28 protein-coding genes and 2 pseudogenes are annotated in these 21,932 nt (G+C 61.3%); 12 read left to right on the top strand and 18 right to left on the bottom strand.

All coding sequences use genetic code 11. From position 1 onward, the window contains the following. Position 1: 1 nt before the first annotated feature. Complete coding sequence (locus CXK96_RS14180) at positions 2-304, top strand: P-II family nitrogen regulator (RefSeq protein ID WP_102837095.1); 303 nt, start codon at positions 2-4, stop codon at positions 302-304. Positions 305-386: 82 nt separating this feature from the next. Here the strand turns inward: CXK96_RS14180 and CXK96_RS14175 are convergent, their stop codons facing one another. The 3 genes from CXK96_RS14175 to CXK96_RS14165 form a co-directional block, all read right to left on the bottom strand. Beyond that, complete coding sequence (locus CXK96_RS14175) at positions 387-782, bottom strand: hypothetical protein (RefSeq protein ID WP_102837094.1); 396 nt, start codon at positions 780-782, stop codon at positions 387-389. Positions 783-943: 161 nt separating this feature from the next. Continuing rightward, complete coding sequence (locus tag CXK96_RS14170) at positions 944-1,390, bottom strand: GNAT family N-acetyltransferase (protein ID WP_102837093.1); 447 nt, start codon at positions 1,388-1,390, stop codon at positions 944-946. Positions 1,391-1,413: 23 nt separating this feature from the next. Next, positions 1,414-2,046: an FMN-binding negative transcriptional regulator gene (locus CXK96_RS14165; RefSeq protein ID WP_102837092.1), complete on the bottom strand. Its 633-nt coding sequence runs from the start codon at positions 2,044-2,046 to the stop codon at positions 1,414-1,416. Positions 2,047-2,170: 124 nt separating this feature from the next. Between CXK96_RS14165 and CXK96_RS14160 the strand changes: the two genes are divergently transcribed. The 3 genes from CXK96_RS14160 to CXK96_RS14150 all read left to right on the top strand — a co-directional run bounded on the left by CXK96_RS14160 (position 2,171) and on the right by CXK96_RS14150 (position 5,470). Next, positions 2,171-3,628, top strand: coding sequence for a PLP-dependent aminotransferase family protein (locus tag CXK96_RS14160; protein WP_102837091.1), 1,458 nt, complete (start codon positions 2,171-2,173; stop codon positions 3,626-3,628). A gap of 125 nt (positions 3,629-3,753) precedes the next feature. Continuing rightward, positions 3,754-4,662 carry a glutaminase B gene (gene glsB / locus CXK96_RS14155; protein WP_102837090.1) on the top strand — a complete coding sequence of 303 codons (909 nt, stop codon included), beginning with the start codon at positions 3,754-3,756 and terminating at the stop codon, positions 4,660-4,662. Between the two features lie 112 nt (positions 4,663-4,774). After that, positions 4,775-5,470: a carbonic anhydrase gene (locus CXK96_RS14150; RefSeq protein ID WP_102837089.1), complete on the top strand. Its 696-nt coding sequence runs from the start codon at positions 4,775-4,777 to the stop codon at positions 5,468-5,470. A gap of 21 nt (positions 5,471-5,491) precedes the next feature. Here CXK96_RS14150 and CXK96_RS14145 read toward each other — a convergent pair whose 3' ends face one another. The 3 genes from CXK96_RS14145 to CXK96_RS14135 form a co-directional block, all read right to left on the bottom strand. Then, positions 5,492-6,280: a substrate-binding periplasmic protein gene (locus CXK96_RS14145; protein ID WP_102837088.1), complete on the bottom strand. Its 789-nt coding sequence runs from the start codon at positions 6,278-6,280 to the stop codon at positions 5,492-5,494. A 252-nt stretch (positions 6,281-6,532) separates the two neighbouring features. Further along, positions 6,533-6,985 (bottom strand): thioesterase domain-containing protein, encoded by a 453-nt coding sequence (locus tag CXK96_RS14140; protein ID WP_102837087.1) that lies wholly within the window; start codon positions 6,983-6,985, stop codon positions 6,533-6,535. A gap of 131 nt (positions 6,986-7,116) precedes the next feature. Further along, the gene (locus tag CXK96_RS14135; RefSeq protein ID WP_102837086.1) at positions 7,117-7,521 is read right to left on the bottom strand and encodes a YkgJ family cysteine cluster protein; all 405 of its coding nucleotides are present in this window, start codon (positions 7,519-7,521) and stop codon (positions 7,117-7,119) included. A gap of 203 nt (positions 7,522-7,724) precedes the next feature. Here CXK96_RS14135 and CXK96_RS14130 point away from each other — a divergent pair, with 203 nt between their 5' ends. The 5 genes and pseudogenes from CXK96_RS14130 to CXK96_RS14110 all read left to right on the top strand — a co-directional run bounded on the left by CXK96_RS14130 (position 7,725) and on the right by CXK96_RS14110 (position 12,914). Beyond that, positions 7,725-10,181: a glycogen/starch/alpha-glucan phosphorylase gene (locus tag CXK96_RS14130; protein ID WP_102837085.1), complete on the top strand. Its 2,457-nt coding sequence runs from the start codon at positions 7,725-7,727 to the stop codon at positions 10,179-10,181. A 208-nt stretch (positions 10,182-10,389) separates the two neighbouring features. Then, positions 10,390-11,400, top strand: a complete 1,011-nt coding sequence (locus CXK96_RS14125; RefSeq protein ID WP_102837084.1) for a class 1 fructose-bisphosphatase — start codon at positions 10,390-10,392, stop codon at positions 11,398-11,400. 3 nt (positions 11,401-11,403) lie between these two features. Beyond that, positions 11,404-12,005 (top strand): annotated as a pseudogene (locus CXK96_RS14120) (DUF924 family protein). Between the two features lie 99 nt (positions 12,006-12,104). After that, positions 12,105-12,359, top strand: coding sequence for an outer membrane protein assembly factor BamE domain-containing protein (bamE, locus tag CXK96_RS14115; RefSeq protein WP_102837083.1), 255 nt, complete (start codon positions 12,105-12,107; stop codon positions 12,357-12,359). Positions 12,360-12,368: 9 nt separating this feature from the next. Beyond that, positions 12,369-12,914 (top strand): lipocalin family protein, encoded by a 546-nt coding sequence (locus CXK96_RS14110; RefSeq protein WP_102837082.1) that lies wholly within the window; start codon positions 12,369-12,371, stop codon positions 12,912-12,914. Between the two features lie 50 nt (positions 12,915-12,964). Here the strand turns inward: CXK96_RS14110 and CXK96_RS14105 are convergent, their stop codons facing one another. Next, on the bottom strand, positions 12,965-13,396 hold the full coding sequence (locus CXK96_RS14105) for a hypothetical protein (protein ID WP_102837081.1): 432 nt from the start codon (positions 13,394-13,396) through the stop codon (positions 12,965-12,967). A gap of 79 nt (positions 13,397-13,475) precedes the next feature. On the opposite strand from CXK96_RS14105, the gene pip reads away from it, so the two are divergent. Together pip and dtd are read left to right on the top strand one after the other, a co-directional pair. Next, on the top strand, positions 13,476-14,447 hold the full coding sequence (gene pip / locus CXK96_RS14100; RefSeq protein ID WP_102837080.1) for a prolyl aminopeptidase: 972 nt from the start codon (positions 13,476-13,478) through the stop codon (positions 14,445-14,447). Continuing rightward, the gene (gene dtd, locus CXK96_RS14095) at positions 14,447-14,884 is read left to right on the top strand and encodes a D-aminoacyl-tRNA deacylase (RefSeq protein WP_102837079.1); all 438 of its coding nucleotides are present in this window, start codon (positions 14,447-14,449) and stop codon (positions 14,882-14,884) included. The genes pip and dtd overlap by 1 nt, the downstream gene beginning before the upstream one ends. A gap of 26 nt (positions 14,885-14,910) precedes the next feature. On the opposite strand, the gene CXK96_RS14090 is transcribed toward dtd, so the two are convergent. From CXK96_RS14090 to ubiE, 10 genes are all read right to left on the bottom strand, one after another. Further along, complete coding sequence (locus tag CXK96_RS14090) at positions 14,911-15,330, bottom strand: UPF0158 family protein (protein WP_102837078.1); 420 nt, start codon at positions 15,328-15,330, stop codon at positions 14,911-14,913. Positions 15,331-15,431: 101 nt separating this feature from the next. Continuing rightward, positions 15,432-16,139 carry a 16S rRNA (uracil(1498)-N(3))-methyltransferase gene (locus CXK96_RS14085; protein WP_102837077.1) on the bottom strand — a complete coding sequence of 236 codons (708 nt, stop codon included), beginning with the start codon at positions 16,137-16,139 and terminating at the stop codon, positions 15,432-15,434. Further along, positions 16,136-16,939, bottom strand: a complete 804-nt coding sequence (gene tatC / locus CXK96_RS14080; RefSeq protein WP_102837076.1) for a twin-arginine translocase subunit TatC — start codon at positions 16,937-16,939, stop codon at positions 16,136-16,138. The genes CXK96_RS14085 and tatC overlap by 4 nt, the downstream gene beginning before the upstream one ends. Continuing rightward, a complete protein-coding gene (gene tatB / locus CXK96_RS14075; protein ID WP_102837075.1) occupies positions 16,936-17,325 on the bottom strand; it encodes a Sec-independent protein translocase protein TatB in 390 nt (129 codons plus the stop codon). The genes tatC and tatB overlap by 4 nt, the downstream gene beginning before the upstream one ends. Before the next feature lie 6 nt (positions 17,326-17,331). After that, the gene (gene tatA, locus CXK96_RS14070) at positions 17,332-17,562 is read right to left on the bottom strand and encodes a twin-arginine translocase TatA/TatE family subunit (RefSeq protein WP_102837074.1); all 231 of its coding nucleotides are present in this window, start codon (positions 17,560-17,562) and stop codon (positions 17,332-17,334) included. A gap of 24 nt (positions 17,563-17,586) precedes the next feature. Next, positions 17,587-17,919: a phosphoribosyl-ATP diphosphatase gene (locus tag CXK96_RS14065; protein ID WP_019340500.1), complete on the bottom strand. Its 333-nt coding sequence runs from the start codon at positions 17,917-17,919 to the stop codon at positions 17,587-17,589. Next, positions 17,912-18,307: a phosphoribosyl-AMP cyclohydrolase gene (gene hisI / locus CXK96_RS14060; RefSeq protein WP_102837073.1), complete on the bottom strand. Its 396-nt coding sequence runs from the start codon at positions 18,305-18,307 to the stop codon at positions 17,912-17,914. Before hisI ends, CXK96_RS14065 begins: the two co-directional genes overlap by 8 nt. Positions 18,308-18,356: 49 nt before the next feature. Next, complete coding sequence (gene ubiB / locus CXK96_RS14055; RefSeq protein ID WP_102837072.1) at positions 18,357-19,967, bottom strand: ubiquinone biosynthesis regulatory protein kinase UbiB; 1,611 nt, start codon at positions 19,965-19,967, stop codon at positions 18,357-18,359. Then, positions 19,964-20,587 carry a ubiquinone biosynthesis accessory factor UbiJ gene (locus CXK96_RS14050; protein ID WP_102837071.1) on the bottom strand — a complete coding sequence of 208 codons (624 nt, stop codon included), beginning with the start codon at positions 20,585-20,587 and terminating at the stop codon, positions 19,964-19,966. The genes ubiB and CXK96_RS14050 overlap by 4 nt, the downstream gene beginning before the upstream one ends. After that, the gene (gene ubiE, locus CXK96_RS14045) at positions 20,587-21,357 is read right to left on the bottom strand and encodes a bifunctional demethylmenaquinone methyltransferase/2-methoxy-6-polyprenyl-1,4-benzoquinol methylase UbiE (RefSeq protein ID WP_102837070.1); all 771 of its coding nucleotides are present in this window, start codon (positions 21,355-21,357) and stop codon (positions 20,587-20,589) included. The genes CXK96_RS14050 and ubiE overlap by 1 nt, the downstream gene beginning before the upstream one ends. 163 nt (positions 21,358-21,520) lie before the next feature. On the opposite strand from ubiE, the gene CXK96_RS14040 reads away from it, so the two are divergent. Then, the gene (locus tag CXK96_RS14040; protein WP_102837069.1) at positions 21,521-21,799 is read left to right on the top strand and encodes a polyhydroxyalkanoic acid system family protein; all 279 of its coding nucleotides are present in this window, start codon (positions 21,521-21,523) and stop codon (positions 21,797-21,799) included. 25 nt (positions 21,800-21,824) lie between these two features. Here the strand turns inward: CXK96_RS14040 and CXK96_RS21000 are convergent. After that, positions 21,825-21,932: pseudogene (locus tag CXK96_RS21000) on the bottom strand (IS110 family transposase); the annotation flags it as partial.

Below are 21,932 nucleotides of genomic sequence, written 5' to 3'. Positions count from 1 at the left end.
CATGACGACTGCGACCCGAACGCTGCTTACCGTGATCTGCGAAGCAGCACTGGAAAAGAAACTGGTGGCCGATCTCGACCACCTCGGCGCACCGGGCTGGACCCTGTCCGAAGCGCGCGGCCGCGGCAGTCGCGGCGTGCGCAGTGCCGAGTGGGACACCGAGAGCAATATCCGGTTGGAGATCATCTGCAACCGCGAACTCGCCGAGCGCATCGCTGAGCACCTGCAGGTTCGCTACTACGATAACTTCGCCATGGTCTGCTACCTGGCTGAGGTCGAAGTGCTGCGGCCGGAAAAGTTTTAGACGATTTGATGCGCGTGTTCGCGGGTCGACGGCTGGATCGAGCACCTCCCCGGTGTGTGCCGGGGCGATGCGTCGCCGAAGCCTAGCGGTCGAGACGGCGCTGGCTTCGAAGATCCTTCAGGTCGCCCTGAGTGCAGCTGAGCGGCGCGGCGCCGGTCAGGTCATAGCAGCGCTGACCGAAGCCCATCGGCCAATAGATGATGCCGCCCGGCGGCCAGAAGATAGACGCGACACGGAAGCGCGCACGCAACTTACCCTGCTGCAACAGTTCGCCGTCGTCGCTGCTCAGCTTGTAGGGGATACCGCCGGCTGCTGTCCAGAAGAACGGGCGTGTCTTGACCAGCCCTTGCGAATATTGCTGCGGCCGCTCATAGACCGAGACTTTGCTGTTCTCGGGCAGCTTGAAGTACGTCGCGGTAGAGCAGCCGCTCACTGCGATCGAGAGCGCCAGCAGGCCCGCTGCACGTTTGAGTTTCATTCTTTTTCTTTCCTTGTCGTGATGCCCGAGGCACAGGCCGTGCCCCGTGAAGCGGGCGGCAATATACCTGAGCCCATCGCAAGGGGGCGAATAGCCGTCGTCCGATTACCGATCGTAATGATGTCTGACGCCTGTGCCAGGAAGACGTCTGGCAATGTCGGCTAGAGCATGCGGCGGTACTGAACGAAGCCCGACCGCTCAGCGACCCGCTCGTAAAGCTGCATGGCCGTCGCGTTGTGTTCCTGGGTCAGCCAGTGCACCCGCGAGGCGCCAGCTACATGCGCCGCGGTATAGACGTGTTCGATCAGTGCGCGACCGACGCCTGTACGACGAAGTGCATCATCGACGAACAGGTCCTGCAGGTAGCAATAATCAGCCGTCGTCCAGCATGAGCGGTGATAGATAAAATGCACGAGCCCAACGGCCTGCGCGCCGCGCCACGCCAGGGCGGCGTGCATGGGCTCGTCAGGATCTAGAAAGCGTTGCCAGGTGACCTGGCTGATCTGCGCTGCGATTTCGGTTTCATAGAAGCGTTGGTAGCTCTGCCAGAGTGACAGCCAGGCGCTGTAGTCGGCCTGGGTGACGGGGCGCAGTTCCAGATTCGGCATTGGTGCAAATCCGACGATAAGTTTCAGGACAGGGTGTTCATCAGGCGCGCCACTTCGTGGTCGCTGACGGCCGGGTTGGATGCCAGAGCATCCCTCACGCCGCTGCGGTTTTCCGCGGTCTGGTTCTGGCTCAGCTTCCATTTGCCTTCGATGCGTTCGATCGGCAGGGAAAAGCCGACAACTGCTCGAAGCATGCCGCTCAGATAGTCGGCGGGTGCGTCGTCCAGCGACCAGGGTTTTGGCTGGTTGCGTTCGTGATGCTCGCTCTGGGCGCGGACCAGCTCGATCAGGCGCGCCGGGTCGTCGAAGACCTCGGCGCGACCGCGGACATGCACGGCCGTGTAGTTCCAGGTTGGTACGACTTTAGGGTCGCGCGCCTTGCTCGGGTAATAGCCAGGGCTGACGTATGCAGAGGGGCCTGTGAACACGACCAGCACCTCGGCGCCATTAGCCAGCTCGCGCCATTGCGGGTTGGCTCTGGCGAAATGACCATGCAGCGTGCCACGGTTCCCACGGTGCTGCTCCAGCAACAGCGGCAAGTGACTGGCAAGCAGCCCCTGTTCGCCAGCAGTCACTACAACAGCCAGTGGCGACTCTTCGATAAATCCATGCAGCTCGGCTAGGTCATCGATACGGAAGGTGGCAGGGCTATACATGGCGAGATTCTCTGGATGAATACCGCGATGCTATGCCGCGAAATGGTCCTGTGTAAGATCCATTTATAGCCTTTTTGAAGGGGCCAATTTAGGCTGTTACATCGCTGCTGTTCAGGCCATCAAAGTGACCACCAAGCCGTCGTTGCCCCTCGATCCCGCTGGATTCAAGCTCGACCCACACCAGGGGTTGGCCCGCCAGCTGTACCAGGCCCTACGTGAGCGCATCCTCGACGGCCGCATGGCCTGCCGGATGCGACTGCCGGCCAGTCGTGAGCTGGCCGAAACGCTCGGCGTGTCGCGTAATACCGTGGTGCGTGCCTACGACCAGCTTTACGCCGAGGGTTACATCGAAGGCCGTACAGGCGACGGTACTTATGTAGCTGAACTGGGCGGCGGGATGCCTGCAGCGATGCCGTCCGCGCTAGAGGTTCAGATTCCCCACGCCTTGCAGGCTCGGCTACAAGCCTACGGTCCCGGTGCGCCACGCGAGGGGCCGCCCCGCGCGTTTCGCCTGGGCCTGCCGGCGCTCGACTTGTTTCCCTTCGATGTCTGGTCTCGTTTGCAGGCGCAGTTCTGGCGCGCCCCGCCGCTGGAGCAGCTCGGTTACGGCGAGGCTGCAGGTGATCGTCGTTTGCGAGAGATGATCGCGGCCTATCTGCGTAACGGTCGTGGCCTGCGCTGCACACCCGAGCAGATCGTGGTCACCAGTGGTGCGCAGCAGGCCATCAGCCTTTGCACTCAATTGTTATTGCAGCCAGGCGACAGCGTGGCGCTGGAGAACCCGTGCTATCGCGCGGCTGCCCAGACCTTTGCGGTCGCTGGGGCGCGGCTGCGTGGTGTTGCTGTCGATAGAGATGGCCTGGATACGCGACAGCTCGCGGCGTTGCATGATTGCCGATTGGCCTATGTCACACCTTCGCACCAGTACCCCAGCGGCGTGACCCTCTCGTTGGCCCGGCGCCTGGAGCTGCTTGAGTGGGCAGAGCGCACGCAGGCCTGGATCATCGAGGACGACTACGACGGCGAGTACCGCTACAGCGGTACGCCATTGGCGACTTTGGCGTCGCTGGATCGGCAGGGTCGTGTGCTCTATGTCGGTACCTTTTCCAAGGTATTGTTTCCGGCGTTGAGGCTCGGCTACCTCGTAGTACCGCCCGCGCTGGTCGAGCCGCTGACGCAGCTGCGAACCCTGGGTATGCGCCATTCGGAGATTGGTACCCAGGCGGTGCTTGCCGAATTTATTGCTGCAGGGCACTTCCAGCGCCATATCCGACGAATGCGCCGTGCTGCACGTTCGCGGCGTGATGTCTTGATGCGTGACTGGCCCACGGTCGAAGCAGGGGTAGCGCTGCCTCAGATTGAAGCTGGCCTGCACGTCTGTGTTCCCTTGGCGAGCCTGGCGCGAGAACGAGAGCTCTTGAACAAGGCGGCTGCGGTTGGCGTCGAACTCAGTGCCCTGAGCGAATATTGCCTGGCCGAGCCGGGGCAGGGCCCGCTTGCCGGCCTGGTGTTGGGCTTTGCCGGGGTCGATGAACATGAGATAGCCCAGGCGCTGGAAAAATTACGCCATGCCTGGCGTTAGCTGTGATGACCACGGTTCGGCTGGCGTCTGTTAGCCGATGGGTGACTGCGAGCTCAACCCGACCCAGCAGCTCCGCTGTAGTTGGCCTGGCAGGCACTTTCGCGTTTTATCCAGATGAGACCCGCATGCAAAGCCTATTGCGAGAAATCCTCGACGAAGTTCGACCGCTGCTTGGTCAAGGCAAGGTGGCTGACTATATTCCAGCGCTGGCACACGTGCCGGCTGATCAGCTGGGGATCGCGGTGTACAGCGCCGACGGTGAGCTCTATCACGCTGGCGATGCGAAAACGCCGTTTTCGATCCAGAGTATTTCGAAGGTCTTCAGCCTGGTGCAGGCGATTCAGCATGGTGGTGAGTCGTTGTGGGAGCGGCTGGGGCACGAGCCGTCAGGGCAACCGTTCAATTCGCTGGTGCAGCTGGAGTTCGAACGCGGCAAGCCACGTAACCCTTTTATCAATGCCGGGGCGCTGGTGATCTGCGACATCAACCAGTCGCGCTTCGCCGTGCCGGCCCTGTCCATGCGTGATTTTGTTCGGCATCTGTCGGGCAACCCACTGATTGTCTCCGACTCGGTAGTGGCTGATTCGGAGTACCAGCACCGTGCGCGTAACGCTGCGATGGCGTACCTGATGCAGGCATTTGGCAATTTCCATAATGATGTCGAGGCGGTGTTGCGCAGCTACTTCCACCATTGCGCGCTGCGCATGAGCTGCGTCGACCTGGCCCGCGCGTTTGGCTTTCTGGCCCGCGACGGCGCGTGCCTGGCGGGCGGCGAGCCGGTGCTGACGCGGCGCCAAGCGAAACAGGTCAATGCGATCATGGCCACCAGCGGCCTTTATGACGAGGCTGGCAACTTCGCTTACCGCGTCGGGTTGCCCGGCAAGAGCGGCGTAGGCGGTGGCATCGTTGCGGTCGTGCCGGGGCGCTTCACGGTCTGCGTCTGGTCGCCGGAGCTGAACCAGGCAGGTAATTCGCTGATTGGCATGGCGGCACTGGAGAAGCTCTCGCAGAGCATTGGCTGGTCTATCTTCTAATTCATCACGCCGGGCCATGCTCCGGCGTTCGTTACGGTCTGTCACATCTGTGCAGTGTCCGGCCTTGAACGTGCAACGTCGTACCTAACCAAACCATAAGAGAGATCGTGTTATGAGTCTCGATGAGAAGACGACCGAAACAGCGCAGGAGGCGCTCGACAACCTGATCGCAGGGGTTATTCAGTTCCGCGAAGACATCTATCCGGAGCAGCGCGAGCTGTTCAACAAGCTTGCCCACGAGCAGACGCCGCGGGCGATGTTCATTACCTGTGCAGACTCGCGCATCCTGCCCGAGTTGATCACCCAGAGCTCGCCGGGCGACCTGTTCGTGACCCGCAATGTCGGCAATATCGTGCCGCCCTACGGAATCATGAACGGCGGCGTGTCGACCGCCATCGAGTTCGCGGTGATGGCGCTCGGTGTGCATCACATCATTGTCTGTGGGCATTCCGATTGCGGCGCGATGAAAGCGGTGCTGAACCCTTCGAGCCTCGACGGCATGCCGACCGTACGCAGCTGGCTGCGTCACGCTGAAGTGGCCCGCACCGTTGTCGAAGAAAATTGCGGCTGCGCCGACCACAACACACTGGGCGTGCTGACCGAGGAAAACGTCCTTGCGCAGCTTGATCACCTGCGCACACACCCTTCGGTCGCGGCGCGGTTGGCCAGTGGGCAGCTGTTCATTCACGGTTGGGTCTACAACATTGGCACCAGCGAAATTCGCGCCTACGATGCGTCCAAGGGCGAGTTCCGTCTGATCGGCGACGGCCCGTTGCCCATGGCTACGCCCAAGTCGCGCTACGTGTGAGCTTGTCGTGACCCGTTGCGGTCACGGCACCTTGCGGTCACGTATCAGGTAGCAGAGGTCAGGGGTCTTGCTGCAGCCGGCATACCCCTCACCGATCACCTCATTGAGCGCGCCCTGCAAACGCTCGACGGCTTCGTCGGGCGTGTCCTTATGCAGCGCCAGGTACAGGTCTTCAGCGCGAAAACTCAGCACCGGCGTGAGGCCTTCTGCTCCCTGCTCCTTGGCGTGATAACGCCAGACTGGATCGGCCGTGGCCCATAGATCGAGGCGGCCACTGAGCAGTTTGCGCAGGTTTTCCTCTTCGCTGAGACTGTCGGTCGGCCGTAAGCCCTGGCTCTCCAGATACTGGCTGACACCGCTGCTTTTCTGTGCGCCGATTTGCAACCCCTTGGCCTGCGTCAGGGTGCTCAGGTCGATGCGCTTGTCTGCGGCCGCGAGCAGTACGCTTTCATAGCGGGCCAAGGGGCCTACCCACTTGAACTGCCCTTCGTTCTGCGGCGTACGGGCGACGGAAAACAGCCCATGACCGCTGTCCGTGAATGTCTGTGTGTAGATGCGGTCCCATGGAGAGCGCAGCGTCAGGCTATAGCCGATGCCGGCGCGTTTGAAGATTTCCCGAACGGTGTCGGTGGCGATGCCTTGAATCTCATCACCACGGGCGAAGTTCTTGTGGCTGGGCCCCATGTTGAAGGGTGGGAAGTTGTCGGTCTGCAGGATGATCTGATAGTTCTTAGGTAACTCGGCATGCGCCTCACCGCTGATGGCGAGCAGAATACTGAGCAATAGGATGGCTATACGGGGCAGGCCCATGGCATCGGCTCCTTGACGCTGTTTTTTTTATTGTTGGCGGTTGGAGCGTAGTCTGTTGCGGGCTTGCATGCCAGCCCTTGGAGGGTGAGCGCAGGCGAGGCGGGGTAAATCAACAGATCGCAGCGCAGCCAGCGGTAATCACGCGTCCATTGAAGCGGTTGCGGTGGCGCCTGAGGATTCAGCGACGCCGGGGCGTCCGCGCGCTCAACAAGCTGCGCGCACCCCGGCAGTGCAGATGGAGCGGCTGTGCGGTTACTTATGCAGCACGAACTGACCGGTGAAGCGCACTGCGTCGCGGCCATCCGCAGCGAGAATGCGGCTGTGCAGGGTCAGGCGTGAGCGGCCACGGCGACGGTAAATCGTCTCGAATCGCTCCCAAGCGCCCTCGTCCGGCGCCGAGCAGATAGCAGTGGCGTCATCCACCACTGGCAGCGGATAGTCGATCTGACCTTCCTGGATGACGATATGACCATCGTCGATCCCGGCCTCGCGCAGGCGCAGGTGCAGCCAGCCCCAGCCAGCCAGCACCGATACGCAGTAAAGACTGCCGCCGAACATGCTGCTTTTGTGGTTGATGTTCGCTTGCAGCGGCACCTTCACACGCAGCTCATGGTTTTCCCAATGCTCGACGCGCAGGCCCATCGCCCGGGTCAGTGGGATGTCGTGGTGCAGAATGGCTTCCAGGTAGCGGCTATCGCGGCTCATGCCGGGTGGATTCCTAACGTGTGCGGATACAGGCAGACGTCAAGCATGACTGCTGAGTCACGATATTGCCAGTTTCCGCAACGCTTTTTGGCGACCACGAGGTGCCGTTCCGGATGACCCGCAAGCTGCCATCAGCGCGCTGCGGTTTTCTGCTGATAGGCACAGTAGCCGGGCCGTGGACCGACATGCGGGTGGTTGCGGCAAGTGTCCGGGCGCTTGGCATAGACCGTGCACAAGCGAGTCTTGCGATCGAGGTAGAGACAGTCGCCGTTGGCCAGTCGCGTGAGGGTGAAAATGCCGTGCTTCTGATTGAAGTGTTCGATGAGGCCTTCCTTGCTCAGGCGTTTGGCAACACTCTTTAGCGGCTCATCACGCTCGAAGGCATCGACCACCTCGAGACGGATCAGGTCGTCAATTCGTACTTCGACCGGCAAGGTGCAACAAGTGGCGTGGCAATCTCGGCACAGGCCGTTGCTGTAGCGCGCCCAGGTTTCCAGGCGTTCGGGGTCGGCAGAGGCGATCAAACGTGTCTTCACGGCGAGGGTATCGGTAATGGCGGCGCGCGATCATAGCGACACGGGGTGGAATTTCCAGTGAAACCGACGAGTCGAACGCCGGACAGACGGTCGCCCGGATGCTGCAGAAACCTGCAAACCTGTCTGTAGTGCGGTTTTTCCGAGGTGGCTTGGCGCTGCCATGAATCCTTCATATCCCTTCACCCGCTGCATGAGGTCTGTCCATGACGCAAGAAACGACTGCTCCCAACGCTGACGAGGTCGCCGCTTTTCGGGAAAACGTGATCAGCAAGCTGACCTATTCAATTGGCAAGGACCCCGAGCATGCCTCCGACCATGACTGGTTCGAGGCGGTGGCGCTGGCCACGCGTGACCGCATGATCGACCAGTGGATGGACCGTACTCGGCAGGGTTACCGTGAAGGGAAGAAGCGGGTCTATTACCTCTCGCTGGAATTTCTCATCGGCCGCCTGCTCACTGACAGCCTCAGCAATCTGGGCCTGCTCGATGTGGCGCGCGAGGCGCTGGCCGGCGTAGACATCGACTTCGAGCGCATCCGTACATTGGAACCTGATGCTGCACTGGGCAATGGTGGGCTGGGTCGGCTTGCGGCTTGCTTCATGGAAAGCATGGCGACCCTTGGTGTGGCCGCGCATGGGTACGGCATCCGCTACGACCATGGCCTGTTCCGCCAGGCCATCGTCGACGGCTGGCAACACGAGCAGACCGAAACCTGGCTGAACTTCGGCAATCCATGGGAATTCGAGCGCCCGGAAGTCAGCTACCTGATCGGCTTTGGCGGCAGCGTGGCGGCGATGCCCTCCGATGGCAGCAGCGATCAACCCAAGCATTTCTGGCATTGGGCCGAAGGGGTTCGCGCGATTGCCTATGACACGCCCGTGGTGGGGTGGCGCGGTGCTAGCGTCAACACGCTGCGCCTCTGGCGTGCGCGGGCGGAGGCGGACTTCCATCTGGAGCGCTTCAACGCTGGCGATCACATCGGTGCGGTCGCCGAGGAAGCACGCGCCGAGAGTATTTCCCGTGTGCTGTACCCCGCCGACAGCACCGAAGCAGGGCAGGAGTTGCGCCTGCGGCAGGAGTATTTCTTCGTTGCGGCATCCTTGCAGGACCTGTTGCGCCGGCATCTGGACCAGCGCGGCACACTGATGAACCTGCCCGAATTCGCTTCGATTCAGCTCAACGACACGCACCCGGCCATTGCCGTTGCCGAGTTGATGCGCCTGCTGGTGGATGTGCACGACATCCCGTGGCGCAAGGCCTGGGAGCTGACGGTCGGCACCTTGTCCTACACCAATCACACGCTGCTGCCCGAGGCACTAGAAACCTGGCCCGTCGGGCTGATGGAGCGCCTGCTGCCGCGGCACATGCAGATCATCTATCTGATCAACGCCCAGCATCTCGATGCCTTGCGTGAGCGCGGCATCCATGACGTCAACCTCCTGCGCTCGGTCTCGCTGATCGAAGAAGGCCACGGCCGTCGCGTGCGCATGGGCAACCTGGCGTTTCTCGGTTCGCATTGCGTCAATGGTGTATCAGCGCTGCACACCGGCTTGATGCGCGAAACGGTGTTCACCGATCTGCATTCGCTGTACCCCAAGCGGATCAGCAACAAGACCAACGGCATCACCTTCCGCCGCTGGCTGTATCAGGCCAACCCACAGCTGACCCGTCTGCTGGTCGATCATATCGGCGAGGAACTGCTCGACTCGCCGGAGACATTGCTGCGCCAGCTGGAGCCCTACGCCGACCAACCGGATTTCCGCGCCCGCTTCGCCGCCCAGCGCCTGGGCAACAAGAAGCTGCTGGCGCGCATGATTCAGGAGCGGCTGGGGATCACCGTTGACCCAAATGCGCTGTTCGATGTGCACGTCAAACGCATCCACGAGTACAAGCGTCAGCTGCTGAACCTGCTGCATACCGTCGCGTTGTATCAGGCGATTCGCTCCGATCCGGGCGGCCATTGGGTGCCGCGCGTGAAGATCTTCGCCGGCAAGGCGGCGGCCAGTTATCACACAGCCAAGCTGATCATCAAATTGACCAACGATATCGCACGGACCATCAACGATGATCCGACCGTGCGTGGTCTGCTGAAGGTCGTGTTCCTGCCGAACTACAACGTCAGTCTGGCCGAGCGCATCATCCCCGCCGCGGATCTGTCCGAGCAGATCTCCACCGCCGGACTCGAGGCGTCGGGGACCAGTAACATGAAGTTCGCCCTCAACGGCGCACTCACCATCGGTACGCTGGATGGCGCCAACGTCGAGATGTGCGAGCAGATTGGTGCCGACCACATGTTCATCTTTGGCATGACCGCGCAGGAGGTCGAGGCGCGCAAACAGGCCAACGAGTACAACGCCGAAGCCACCATTATCGGTTCGCCGCGGCTTAACGAAGTCCTGATGGCGATCCGCAACGGCGCCTTCTCGGCTGAAGACCCGGGTCGTTATACCGCCTTGATTGACGGCTTGAAATGGCACGACACCTTCATGGTGTGTGCCGACTTCGAAGCCTACTGGGCGGCGCAGCTGGAGGTTGAAGCGCGCTGGCGCGACGCCGACAGCTGGTGGCGCTCGGCAGTGCTCAATACGGCGCGTACTGGCTGGTTCTCGTCGGACCGTACTATCCGTGAGTACGCTCAGGAGATCTGGAAGGTGCTATGACGGGCGATGTGGGGCGGCTTGTCGGCATGGCTGCTTGGACCGATGCCGCCTCCGTGTAAGGGGGAGTGACTCCAGATTGGTGAAAGGGTGCCTGCAGGCACTTTGCCGCTTCGCTGAACTCTGGGGCCTGTCGGACGGTCTGAGGGAGGGTTAGTTTCCCCCCGGCCTGCTAAACTGCGCGGGCTTATCCATCCTCCGGAGCCATTCCATGTCACGCGTAACCCTGAGTCGCTACTTGATTGAGCAGACCCGCAGCAACAACACCCCTGCAGATCTGCGCTTCCTTATCGAAGTAGTGGCTCGAGCGTGCAAGGAGATCAGCTACGCCGTTTCCAAGGGCGCGTTGGGCGGTGTTCTCGGCGCGACCGAAACCGAGAACATCCAGGGCGAAGTCCAAAAGAAACTCGACGTCCTCTCTAACGAGATCCTGCTCGAAGCTAACGAATGGGGCGGCCACCTGGCCGGCATGGCGTCCGAAGAGATGGACAATGCTTACCAGATTCCTGGCAAGTACCCGAAGGGCGCCTACCTGCTGGTCTTCGATCCGCTGGACGGCTCCAGCAATATCGACGTCAACGTGTCGGTCGGCACCATCTTCTCCGTACTGCGCTGCCCCGGTGAATGCTTCACGCAGAACGATGCGCTCGGTGAGGAAGCATTCCTGCAGCCGGGCACCAAGCAGGTCGCTGCGGGTTATGCGATCTACGGGCCGCAAACCATGCTGATGCTGACGTTGGGCAACGGCGTCATGGGCTTTACCCTCGACCGCGAACTGGGCAGCTTCGTGCTGACCCACGAGAACATACGCGTTCCGGAAAGCACCGCTGAATTCGCTATCAATATGTCCAACCAGCGCCACTGGGAAGCACCGGTTCAGCGCTACGTGGGTGAATTGTTGGCCGGCAACGAAGGCCCGTTGAACAAAAACTACAACATGCGCTGGATCGCCTCGATGGTGGCCGACGTGCATCGCATCCTGACCCGCGGCGGCATGTTCATGTATCCGAAGGACTCTCGCGAGCCGGGCAAGGCTGGCAAGCTGCGCCTGATGTATGAAGCCAACCCGATGTCCTTCATCATCGAACAGGCCGGTGGCGCAGCAACCACCGGCACTCAGCGTATCCTCGACGTCCAGCCCGAGTCGCTGCACCAGCGTGTGCCGGTGTTCCTGGGTTCGAGGGAAGAAGTCGAGCGTGTCACTGCCTACCACAAGGCTTGACAGGTGAGCTTGCCCTCGCAGGACCTGCTGGACTGGTGGTTCGGTGAGGGCGCCACCGCTCGTGATATAGCTGACGCAAAAAACAGCCTCTGGTTCGGTTACAAGCCCGAACAGGATGCCGAAGCCCGCGAGCGTTTCGGTGATCTGACTGAGCGCGCGCTCGCTGGCGAGTTGAGCGAGTGGGCCGAGTCGCCGCATGGCTGGCTCGCGCTCGTCCTTCTGCTTGATCAACTCCCACGCATGATCTATCGCGGCACACCGAGGGCCTATGCCGGGGACGAACGAGCGCTGCAGCTCGTGCGGGAGGGCATGGCTCATGGAGCGATGTTCTGCTGGCGCCGCTCCAGCGAGTATTCATCTATCTGGTGCTAGAACACGCTGAAAACCTCAGCGTGCAGGATCAGGCCGTGCAGCAGTTCGAGCAGCTTCTGGGCATAGCCGATGCCGATGAGCAAAACCTTTTTGCCGGCTTTCTCGACTTCGCTGAGCGCCACCGGCAAGTCATTGCGCGTTTCGGCCGTTTCCCCCATCGCAATGCGATTCTTGGGCGCAGCTCTAGCGAGGCTGAACGGGCTTTTCTCACTGAGCCTGGCTCCCGCTTCTAGCTTTGCCGAGGAACCTTCCTGGGCGGCTTGTTTTCTATCTGTTACCGCAAGGCAAGGCCAAGCAAGGCCCGCCGCTGACTCGGAATAAAGGAATCTGCCATGTCGTTGCGTTATTTATCGCTGATCGTTGCTGTTGTGCTATTGGCTGCGTGCAGCCCGGTCACCCAGGAAAACTTCGCCAAACTGCAGGCGGGAATGTCCCGTGCCGAGGTCGAAAAATTGCTAGGCAAACCGGGCGAGTGTGCTGGCGCGCTAGGCATGTCGAGCTGTACCTGGGGGCAGAAAAACCGTTTTATCAGCATCCAGTTCGCTGGTGACAAAGTCATGATGTTTTCGGGCCAAGGCCTGAAATAAGGAGTCCCTATGCGTCTGGGCGTTGCGCTTTTTTCTGCACTGCTGATCACCGGATGCGCCGGTGCCGGTAGCAGTGCGGACGGGCCGGAAACCGCTGGCAAGGTCAATCTGGAACGCTATCAAGGCACTTGGTACGAGCAGGCGCGCCTGCCGATGTTCTTTCAGCGCAATTGTGTGCGTTCGCAGGCGAATTACCGCCTGCAGGACGACGGCAGTGTGGCGGTGACCAATCGTTGCGAAACCGAAGACGGTGAGCAGCAAGATGCGCGCGGTGAGGCCGTGCCGCAGCAGCAAGGCCAGACAGATAAGCTCTGGGTTCGCTTCGACAATTGGTTCAGCAATATTTTTCCAGGCCTGACCAAGGGTCACTATTGGATCCTATATCTGGCCGACGACTACAGCGTCGCACTGGTCGGCAGCCCGGACCGAGACAACCTCTGGCTACTGTCGCGAGACAAAGAAATCGACGCGGCTACGCGCGACAAGCTGCTCAACGAAGCGCGTAAGCGGGGCTATGACACCCGCGAGCTGATCTGGCGCGGCGAGGCGGGCTGAGATTGTCGCGCATGTGTTGGCTTCACTGCGCGCCCGAGTCTGCGGTCCTACTATTCCCAATTCAACCGCGCTAGCTGCCATTGTCCGTCCGTAAGCCACCACTCGAGGCGCACGTCGTAGTGCCCGAGGCGCTGCGGTAGCCAGCCCTCAGCGCCGGTCAGTGCGACCTGTGCCTCGCTGTAGCCTTTGTCCGGGTAGGTTGGATCTAGCCAACTTCGGCTATTAAGCGCGATGACGGCCACGTTGCGGTGACGCAAGAACATCAAGGCAGCCGTGCGTCGTGCCCAGTCCCGGTCCAACTCTCGGTCGGCGCTGAACTCGTCGTGGATGAGGTCCATCAGTTCTGAGGTGTCCTTGTTTTCGATGCTTTCCTGCAGCGATTCAACCGCCGCCAGCAGCGCAGCTTCTGGATCATCGCGACCACATCCGACCAGCATTATCATTACTGCCACGAACGCGGCAGCTAATTTCCATACGGGCATGCCTAACCTCTCGAACCTCGTTATGATGCCGGAAACGTCAGGCGGGTTCGCGACCCGCGCACCGATCATGGAGTGTGCCATGCAAACCTTGTATCCGGAGATCAAACCCTACGCCCGACATGAGCTGGCGGTCGAAGCGCCGCATGTGCTTTACGTCGACGAGAGTGGGTCGCCGGAGGGCCTGCCTGTGGTCTTCGTCCACGGTGGGCCAGGCGGTGGTTGTGATGCGTTGAGTCGTCGTTTCTTCGACCCCAACCTTTACCGCATCATTACCTTCGATCAGCGTGGTTGCGGTCGCTCGACCCCCCACGCCAGCCTGGAAAATAACACCACGGCGCACCTGATCGCCGACATGGAGCGCATCCGCGAATTCCTGGGTGTTGATAAGTGGGTGCTGTTCGGCGGCTCCTGGGGCTCAACCCTTTCACTTGCTTACGCCCAGGCTTTTCCAGAACACGTGCATGCGCTGATCCTTCGGGGCATCTTTCTCTGCCGGCCGAAGGACTTCGAGTGGTTTTATCAGGATGGTGCCAGCCGACTGTTCCCGGACTATTGGCAGGATTTCATTGCGCCGATTCCACCGGAGGAGCGCGGTGACCTGATGCAGGCGTACCACAAGCGCCTGACTGGGACCGACCAGATCGCCCAGATGCATGCGGCCAAAGCCTGGTCATGCTGGGAGGGGCGTACCGCCACCTTGCGGCCAAACACCCAGGTTGTCGACCGCTTCTCCGATACCCATCGCGCGCTCGCAATGGCACGTATCGAATGTCATTACTTCGTGAACCAGGCCTTTCTGGAGCCCGATCAGCTCTTGCGCGACATGCACAAGATCGCGCACCTGCCAGGCATCATTGTTCATGGCCGCTACGACGTCATCTGCCCGCTGGACAACGCCTGGGCGCTCCACGAGGCGTGGACCAACAGCGAGCTGCAGATCATCCGTGAAGCGGGGCACTCGGCTTCCGAGTCCGGCATCTGCGATGCGCTGGTCCGTACTGCTGCCGATATAGCGCAACGACTGCTCGACCTTCCTCCTGAGGAAGCCTGATGAAGGCATTGATCCAGCGCGTGCGACAGGCGCGGGTCGAGGTGGCGGACGAGGTGGTCGGCTCGATTGACCAGGGGCTGCTGGTGTTGGTCGGTGTAGAGCGAGAAGATGATCGGGCGCATGCCGATAAGCTCTTGCACAAACTCCTGCGATACCGGGTCTTCAGCGATGAAAACGGCAAGATGAACCGCTCGCTGTCAGACGTCAGTGGTGGTTTGTTGCTGGTGTCTCAATTCACCTTGGCGGCAGACACAGGCAGTGGTCTGAGGCCGAGCTTCTCAACCGCCGCCCCTCCGGCACTTGGCGAAGAACTCTACGATTATCTTGTCGTTCAGGCGCGCCTGCAGCACGCGAAAGTCGCCTGCGGCCGCTTCGGTGCCGATATGCAGGTGTATCTGCAGAACGACGGGCCGGTGACCTTCCTGCTTGAGGCCTGAGGTTACGACGCCAGGGTCAGGTGCGGTCAGCGGCTTGAGGGTTCGAGGCCGTTATCGTGCAACCAGGTTATTGCGTACTCGCGTAGCTGGACGGTCTGGTAGTCCAGCCAGGCCTGGCGAACATCCGGGAAGTCTTCCAGCTTGAAATCGAAGGTTCGCAGCGGCTTGCGCCCTTGCAGAGCATGAGCGAGGACGGTGTGGGCGTTGGGGTCATGCTGGGTGAACAGGAACGCCTCACGCATCGCAATAGACTGGGGCAGCCCGAGTGGCTCGATATGCAGGTAGCGATCCTCCTGCACATCATATTTTTCGTCGGCCCCCGGGACGGTTTCTCCCGGGAAAACCGCCTGAATCTGGCCGGACTCCAAGTCCAGGTAATGCTCACTGGCATCACGGTTTTCCAGCGCGTACTCCAAGCGGTGAAGATCTATGGTCAAAGGTCGCATGGCTACAACTATGATTGAGGGGTTCACAGGTTCTGACCTGTGTGCACCGCTTGCGTGCGCTACGTTCATCGGTACTGCTTCGCATCTCGGCTAGCGAATCTTCAGAACAGGCGCGCCAGCAAGGCGCTGACAGCGGTCTCAACGCGAAGAATGCGATCGCCAAGCTGCACGGGCTGAAGCCCTGCTTCGGTCAGCTTCTCAATTTCATAGGGTATCCAGCCGCCTTCGGGACCGATGGCGAGTGTCACCGGTTCGCTCAGCGCGCGCGGGCAGGGAGGGTATTCACCTGGGTGACCGACCAGGCCCCGAGTGCCGGCGACCAGCTGTGGCAGACGGTCCTCGACGAAAGGTTTGAAGCGCTTCTCGATGATGACCTCAGGCAACAGGGTATCGCGGGCTTGCTCCAAACCCAGCAGCAGCTGTTCGCGGATGGCCTGGGGCTCAAGAAACGGGGTCTGCCAAAAGCTCTTTTCCACGCGATAGCTATTGAGCAGTACAAGCCGGGGCACGCCCATGCTGGCGACTGTCTGTAGCACTCGGCGCAGCATCTTTGGTCGAGGCAAGGCCAACAGCAGCGTTACGGGCAACTTGGCGGGTGGTGCCTGCTGCAGCTGGACCTCAAGTTCCGCTTCCTGGGCATCCAGACGTAGCAGGTGCCCCCGGCCCATCTGCCCGCCTAACAGCCCGACCCGCAGGGATTCGCCCGCCTCCGCGCGGTGAACTTCCTGGAGGTGCTTCAGGCGCCGGTCACGCAGGATTACCCGATCGGCGGCGACGAAGTCGGCAGCCTCTAGCAGCAACAGGTTCACGGACGTGAAGCGGGCGGCTGGTCGCCGGGGTGAGGCTCGCTGCTATCGGCGTCGCCGCGAAATTCCTCTTCGCGCTTCTTCACCATGCTGCCGCAGATCAGACCGGCCTCGAACAGTATCCACATGGGCACGGCGAGCAATGCCTGTGAGAACACGTCAGGTGGCGTCAACACCATGCCGACGACAAAGCAGCCGACCACAACGTAGGGACGGCTCTTGCGCAAGGTCGCGACATCGACGATTCCTACCCAGATCAGCAGAAAGGTCGCCACCGGAATCTCGAAGGCCACACCAAAGGCGAAGAACAACGTCAGGACGAAATCCAAGTACTGACCAATGTCGGTCATCATCGCCACACCTTCAGGTGTCACGCTGGCAAAGAAGCCAAACATGATGGGGAACACCACGAAGTAGGCGAAGGCCATACCGCCGTAGAACAGAAAGATGCTGGAGATCAGCAAGGGCACCGCTACGCGTTTTTCATGCTTGTACAGACCGGGGGCAATGAAGCTCCAGATCTGATGCAGGATGACCGGCATCGACAGGAACAGAGCGACCATCATGGTCAGCTTGAACGGCGTCAGGAACGGCGAGGCCACGCCAGTGGCGATCATCGTTGCGCCTTCCGGCAGGTAGGCGCGCAGAGGCGCGGCCACCAACGCATAAATCTGCTGCGAGAAGTAGAACAACCCGCCAAACAGCAACAGGATGGCCACCACACAGCGCAGCAGGCGCTTGCGCAATTCTGTCAGGTGGGCAACCAGCGGCATTTCCTGGTCATCAGTGGAAGTATTGCTCATGGCTCAGGCGATTTGTCCGGGCGAGGTACGGGCGCCGTATCGGCGGGTTTGGCTTCAGCGGGCGCTGCGTCTTCGAGATGGCTGGCATCCGGTGGCGGTGTGGCTGATTGCGGGGACGGCGTGCTGTTGGTGCTGGGCGAACTGGGCATGATGCTATGCTTCATTTCGCGCTCGAGGTCGAGGATGCGTTCGTTATGCAGCTGGCGACGAATCTCGTCGGCGCCAATCTCGCGCTCGACCTCCGACTTGATGTTGGCAAAGCTGCGCTTGGCCCGGCCGATCCACAGGCCAGCGGTACGCACGGCACCGGGAAGCCGCTCCGGGCCAAGTACGAATAGCGCAACCAGGCCGATCAGCAGCAGTTCGGTGAAACCGATATCGAACATGGCGCCTCAGTTCTTCTTCGTCGGTTCTTCGACCTTGCGGGCCTCGGCATCGATGGTGTGGTTTTGTTTCTCATCAACACCGGGTTTTTCCTCATCGGTGCCCATGGACTTGCGGAACCCCTTGATCGCATCGCCCAGATCCGAGCCCATGCCCTTGAGGCGCTTGGTGCCAAAAAGCATGACCACGATGAGCAAAACGATCAGGAGTTGCCAGACGCTGATTCCACCAAAACCCATGCTGCAGTACTCCGAAAGTTGTTTTCAGGATTGCGGGCGAGCGGCTTTTTCCGCGTGCCCAGAGAGACCGAACCGCCGGTCGAGTTCGTCGAGAACCGCCTGTGGGTGCTGATCCAGCGCAGCCAGCATCACCAGGCTGTGAAACCAGAGGTCGGCGGTTTCGTAGATCAGGTCGCTGGCGTCACCGCTGGCTGCAGCATCCTTTGCCGCCAGTATGGTTTCCACCGACTCTTCGCCGACCTTTTCGAGAATCTTGTTGAGTCCCTTATGGTAGAGGCTGGCCACATAGGAGCTGTCTGCCGCGGCGCCTTTGCGGGCTTCCAGCACCTCAGCCAGACGGGAAAAGGTATCACTCATGTGTGAGCTCCGCGTATATCGCCTGCGGGTCTTTAAGGACCGGTTCGACGGTTTTCCAATCGCCATTCTCGAAGACGCGGTAGAAGCAGCTCTCGCGTCCGGTATGACAGGCGATGCCGCCGACCTGCTCGACCATCAGCACGATGACATCGGCGTCGCAGTCCAGACGCAGCTCGTGAAGCTTCTGCACATGACCGGATTCCTCGCCCTTGCGCCACAGCTTGCCACGCGAACGTGACCAATAGATGGCGCGGTTCTCCACGGCCGTCAGCTCCAGCGCTTCGCGGTTCATCCAGGCCATCATCAGGATGCGACCGGTCTGATGGTCCTGGGCAATCGCCGGTACCAGCCCGTCTTCGTTCCAGTTGATTTGGTCCAGCCAGTTCATCGGATTCTCCCCTCTGTACGCGCAGTGTGCCAGCCTGCCCGACCGCTGGCTATCGGCGCACCACGATGTAGATGCCGGCCGCCAGCATCAACCAGGCAGGCCAAGTCGCCAGCGCGGAAAGGCTTTCAGCGGCTGCAGCCAGCGTGGCGCCTCCGGCTAGCAGTGCCGCGCCAACCAGACGCAGTGGCCAGTGGTGATGGTGCTCGCGCCAGGGCGGCGGCAGGTTATTCGCATGGGGCCCCGACATGCGCTCGAGCAGTTCGCGGGTCATGCCGGCCAGGTGCGGCAGCTGTTCGATCTGCGCCTGGGCGTTCTTCAGCAACTGCTTGGGGCTCATCCGTTCGCGCATCCAGCGCTCAAGGTATGGCTGGCCCGTGGCCCACAGATCCAGTTCCGGATAGAGCTCGCGACCCAGGCCTTCGATGTTCAGCAGCGTCTTCTGTAGCAGCACCAGCTGCGGCTGGACCTCCATGTTGAAGCGGCGGGCGACCTGGAACAGGCGCACCAGCAACTGGCCGAACGAAATGTCCTTCAAGGGTTTTTCGAAGATCGGCTCGCAGACCGTACGGATCGCCGCCTCGAATTCGTTGACCTTGGTCTCCGCCGGGACCCAGCCCGAATCGATGTGTAGCTGCGCCACCTTGCGGTAGTCGCGCCGGAAGAACGCCATCAGGTTGCGCGCCAGGTAGTCCTGATCTTCTGGAGTAAGGCTGCCGACGATGCCGAAGTCCACCGCGATGTACTGCGGGTTCCATGGCTGATGCGTGCTGACGAAGATGTTGCCGGGGTGCATGTCGGCATGGAAGAAGCTGTCGCGGAAGACCTGGGTGAAGAAGATCTCCACGCCGCGCTCGGCCAGCTGTTTCATGTCGGTGCGCTGCTCGGCCAGGCGCTTCATGTCGGTCACCGGCACGCCGTAGATACGCTCCATTACCAGAACCTGCGGGCGGCAGTAATCCCAATAAACCTGAGGGACGTAGAGCAGCGGCGAACCCTGGAAGTTGCGCTTGAGCTGGCTGGCGTTGGCCGCCTCGCGCAACAGATCGAGTTCGTCGTAGATGGTCTTGGCGTAGTCGTCGACCACTTCAACCAGGTGCAGGCGGCGCGCCTCGTTCGATGCACGCTCGGCGGTTTTCGCGAGCAGGAACAGCCAGGCAATGTCCTGGCTGATGATTGGGCGAAGGTTCGGCCGCACCACTTTTACCACCACCTCTTCGCCGCTGCGCAGTTTGGCCGCATGCACTTGGGCGACGGAGGCGGACGCCAATGGCTTGCTGTCGAACCGGGCGAACACCTCGCCCACCGGAGCGCCCAGCTCCCGCTCGATGAGCGCTGTGGCGACTGCCGAGTCGAATGGCGGTACCCGATCCTGAAGCATGGCCAGCTCTTCGGCGATGTCGAGCGGCAGGAGATCGCGTCGGGTCGAAAGAATCTGGCCGAACTTGATGAAGATTGGCCCCAGACCCTCCAGTGCCAGGCGCAGGCGAGCGCCTCGAGAGAGCTCGGTGCGCCGGCGTGGCAGCCAGCGCCATGGCAGCAGGTAACTGGTCGCGCGCAGCCACCACGGCATCGGCAGGTCAAGAATGATGTCGTCCAGGCGGTAGCGGATCACCACCAGCAGGATGCGAAACAGGCGGCGAGCCGCGGCGAACAGCTTCATTCGGATCGGTCTGGTTTCTGGAAGTGGGTGAGCCGCTCGATGCGGGCGTCGAGGCGGTCGAGGTCGAGCTTGAGGCGGTCGAGTTCAGCGAAGCGCGTTTCAGCTTCGGCTGTGCCGACCAGCGCGCGTGATTCTTCGCCGAGGTATTCAGCCAAGTTCTGCTGCAGGCTGTCAGCGCTTTGTCGCAACCATTCGGATTGACGCCGAACGCTGGAGCCGAGCAGATGCGCACCGACCGGACCCAGCCAGCGCGACACCTCGTACTCCCAGTCCAGCTCGAGATCCTGCAGCACTTCGGCGAGGCTCATCAGCACACCGCTGTCGCCGTCAATTTCGACATCCGGACCATGCAGGATCGCTGTCTTGTTGCGGCTTGTCGCCAGGCGCAGCAGATCCGTGGCGGAAGCGCGCAGGCGGCAATCCGGTTCGCTGCCCCATTGCGTTGCCAACCGCAGCCCATCGGCATCGGCCAGGACGAAGACCTTCCACGCCGGTGCCGTGCAGTCGATTTCTATGATCTGACCGCTGAGCTTGGCCAGCCGCGGCAAGGCGGTCGGGTCCAGACGCAACACGCCATTGAGGCCGCGCTCGGCGCCGGCCAGCAGGGCAGCGCGCAACATCAGGGCTTGATGCCGCGGTGCAGAGCGACGATGCCGCCGGTCATGTTGTGGTAAGTGACGCGCTCGAATCCGGCGTCGGCCATCATGGCTTTAAGGGTTTCCTGATCCGGATGCATGCGGATCGACTCGGCCAGGTAGCGATAGCTCTCGGAGTCGTTGGTAATCAGCTTGCCCATCATCGGCAGAAGGCTGAACGAGTAGGCGTCGTAGGCTTTGGAAAACAGCTGGTTGGTCGGTTTGGAAAACTCCAGAACCAGCAGGCGACCGCCGGGCTTCAGCACGCGCAGCATGGAGGCGATGGCGTCTTCCTTGTGCGTCACGTTGCGCAGGCCGAAGGCGATGGTGACCACATCGAAATGGTTGTCCGGGAACGGCAGCTTCTCGGCATCGGCCTGGACGAACTTGACGTTGTCGGCCACGCCCTTGTCCAGCAGACGGTCACGGCCGACCTTGAGCATCGAGGCGTTGATATCGGCAAGCACCACTTCGCCAGTCGGGCCGACGATGCGCGAGAACTGGCGTGCCAGGTCGCCGGTGCCGCCGGCGATATCCAGCACGCGATTGCCGTGGCGGACACCGGACAGCTCGATGGTGAAGCGCTTCCAGAGGCGATGCACGCCACCGGACATCAGGTCGTTCATCAGGTCGTATTTGGCGGCTACAGAATGGAATACCTCGGCCACCTTTTGCGCTTTTTCGCTCTCCGGTACGTTCTTGTAGCCGAAGTGGGTGGTGGCTTCTGCATCACGCTCTTTGCGGGGATCGGTCATGTCACTGTCACCGGAAGAATGTGCTCGCATTCTAAACCTAAAAGCATCGTCGAGCGCCAAGCCGCGAGCGGCAAGTCAGCGCAGCCTATGGCTGACCGGAGGCAGGCTGGCAGCTGGGCAGCTGTTATAGTGCGCGCCTTTTTAGTAGCAGTCCGGAGTCGCCATGGCCCGCATCATCGTCGAGCGCAACCACAGCCTTGGCCGGGACGCCGCTCGTGTGAAGGCCGAGCAGCTGGCGGCGAAGCTGGAGCGCGATTTCGGCGTGCGCTGCGAGTGGCAAGGTGACGTACTGGAAGTGCGCCGCAGCGGCGCGGACGGCCGCATCGAGGTCGAGGAAGACCGTGTGCGCGTGTTGCTCAACCTCGGCCTGCTGATGTCGGCCATGGGCGCCAGTGTTCAGGCGCAGATCGAGCGTGCGCTGGACAAGGCGCTGCAGGCCTGAGGTAGCGTAGATACCGTCTTCCCCATTACCGAGCAAGGGCCAGTTGAGGGTCGAAACGCTGGCCCGATTTAAGTACCCCATAGGCGATGTGCAGCAGCTTGCGCATCGCTGCACAGACGATTTGTTTTCCGGA

The organism is Stutzerimonas stutzeri (assembly GCF_002890895.1).
GTDB classification, from domain to species: domain Bacteria; phylum Pseudomonadota; class Gammaproteobacteria; order Pseudomonadales; family Pseudomonadaceae; genus Stutzerimonas; species Stutzerimonas stutzeri_AB.
This window is presented reverse-complemented; position numbering and strand designations above follow the sequence as displayed.

What these genes read in the sequence shown, in the direction of transcription:
- CXK96_RS14180 (WP_102837095.1), top strand. Translation starts at nt 2, where the DNA reads ATGACGACTGCGACCCGAACGCTGCTTACCGTGATCTGCGAAGCAGCA.
- CXK96_RS14175 (WP_102837094.1), bottom strand. Translation starts at nt 782, where the DNA reads ATGAAACTCAAACGTGCAGCGGGCCTGCTGGCGCTCTCGATCGCAGTG.
- CXK96_RS14170 (WP_102837093.1), bottom strand. Translation starts at nt 1,390, where the DNA reads ATGCCGAATCTGGAACTGCGCCCCGTCACCCAGGCCGACTACAGCGCC.
- CXK96_RS14165 (WP_102837092.1), bottom strand. Translation starts at nt 2,046, where the DNA reads ATGTATAGCCCTGCCACCTTCCGTATCGATGACCTAGCCGAGCTGCAT.
- glsB (WP_102837090.1), top strand. Translation starts at nt 3,754, where the DNA reads ATGCAAAGCCTATTGCGAGAAATCCTCGACGAAGTTCGACCGCTGCTT.
- CXK96_RS14150 (WP_102837089.1), top strand. Translation starts at nt 4,775, where the DNA reads ATGAGTCTCGATGAGAAGACGACCGAAACAGCGCAGGAGGCGCTCGAC.
- CXK96_RS14145 (WP_102837088.1), bottom strand. Translation starts at nt 6,280, where the DNA reads ATGGGCCTGCCCCGTATAGCCATCCTATTGCTCAGTATTCTGCTCGCC.
- CXK96_RS14140 (WP_102837087.1), bottom strand. Translation starts at nt 6,985, where the DNA reads ATGAGCCGCGATAGCCGCTACCTGGAAGCCATTCTGCACCACGACATC.
- CXK96_RS14130 (WP_102837085.1), top strand. Translation starts at nt 7,725, where the DNA reads ATGACGCAAGAAACGACTGCTCCCAACGCTGACGAGGTCGCCGCTTTT.
- CXK96_RS14125 (WP_102837084.1), top strand. Translation starts at nt 10,390, where the DNA reads ATGTCACGCGTAACCCTGAGTCGCTACTTGATTGAGCAGACCCGCAGC.
- bamE (WP_102837083.1), top strand. Translation starts at nt 12,105, where the DNA reads ATGTCGTTGCGTTATTTATCGCTGATCGTTGCTGTTGTGCTATTGGCT.
- CXK96_RS14110 (WP_102837082.1), top strand. Translation starts at nt 12,369, where the DNA reads ATGCGTCTGGGCGTTGCGCTTTTTTCTGCACTGCTGATCACCGGATGC.
- CXK96_RS14105 (WP_102837081.1), bottom strand. Translation starts at nt 13,396, where the DNA reads ATGCCCGTATGGAAATTAGCTGCCGCGTTCGTGGCAGTAATGATAATG.
- pip (WP_102837080.1), top strand. Translation starts at nt 13,476, where the DNA reads ATGCAAACCTTGTATCCGGAGATCAAACCCTACGCCCGACATGAGCTG.
- dtd (WP_102837079.1), top strand. Translation starts at nt 14,447, where the DNA reads ATGAAGGCATTGATCCAGCGCGTGCGACAGGCGCGGGTCGAGGTGGCG.
- CXK96_RS14090 (WP_102837078.1), bottom strand. Translation starts at nt 15,330, where the DNA reads ATGCGACCTTTGACCATAGATCTTCACCGCTTGGAGTACGCGCTGGAA.
- tatC (WP_102837076.1), bottom strand. Translation starts at nt 16,939, where the DNA reads ATGAGCAATACTTCCACTGATGACCAGGAAATGCCGCTGGTTGCCCAC.
- tatB (WP_102837075.1), bottom strand. Translation starts at nt 17,325, where the DNA reads ATGTTCGATATCGGTTTCACCGAACTGCTGCTGATCGGCCTGGTTGCG.
- tatA (WP_102837074.1), bottom strand. Translation starts at nt 17,562, where the DNA reads ATGGGTTTTGGTGGAATCAGCGTCTGGCAACTCCTGATCGTTTTGCTC.
- CXK96_RS14065 (WP_019340500.1), bottom strand. Translation starts at nt 17,919, where the DNA reads ATGAGTGATACCTTTTCCCGTCTGGCTGAGGTGCTGGAAGCCCGCAAA.
- hisI (WP_102837073.1), bottom strand. Translation starts at nt 18,307, where the DNA reads ATGAACTGGCTGGACCAAATCAACTGGAACGAAGACGGGCTGGTACCG.
- ubiB (WP_102837072.1), bottom strand. Translation starts at nt 19,967, where the DNA reads ATGAAGCTGTTCGCCGCGGCTCGCCGCCTGTTTCGCATCCTGCTGGTG.
- CXK96_RS14050 (WP_102837071.1), bottom strand. Translation starts at nt 20,587, where the DNA reads ATGTTGCGCGCTGCCCTGCTGGCCGGCGCCGAGCGCGGCCTCAATGGC.
- ubiE (WP_102837070.1), bottom strand. Translation starts at nt 21,357, where the DNA reads ATGACCGATCCCCGCAAAGAGCGTGATGCAGAAGCCACCACCCACTTC.
- CXK96_RS14040 (WP_102837069.1), top strand. Translation starts at nt 21,521, where the DNA reads ATGGCCCGCATCATCGTCGAGCGCAACCACAGCCTTGGCCGGGACGCC.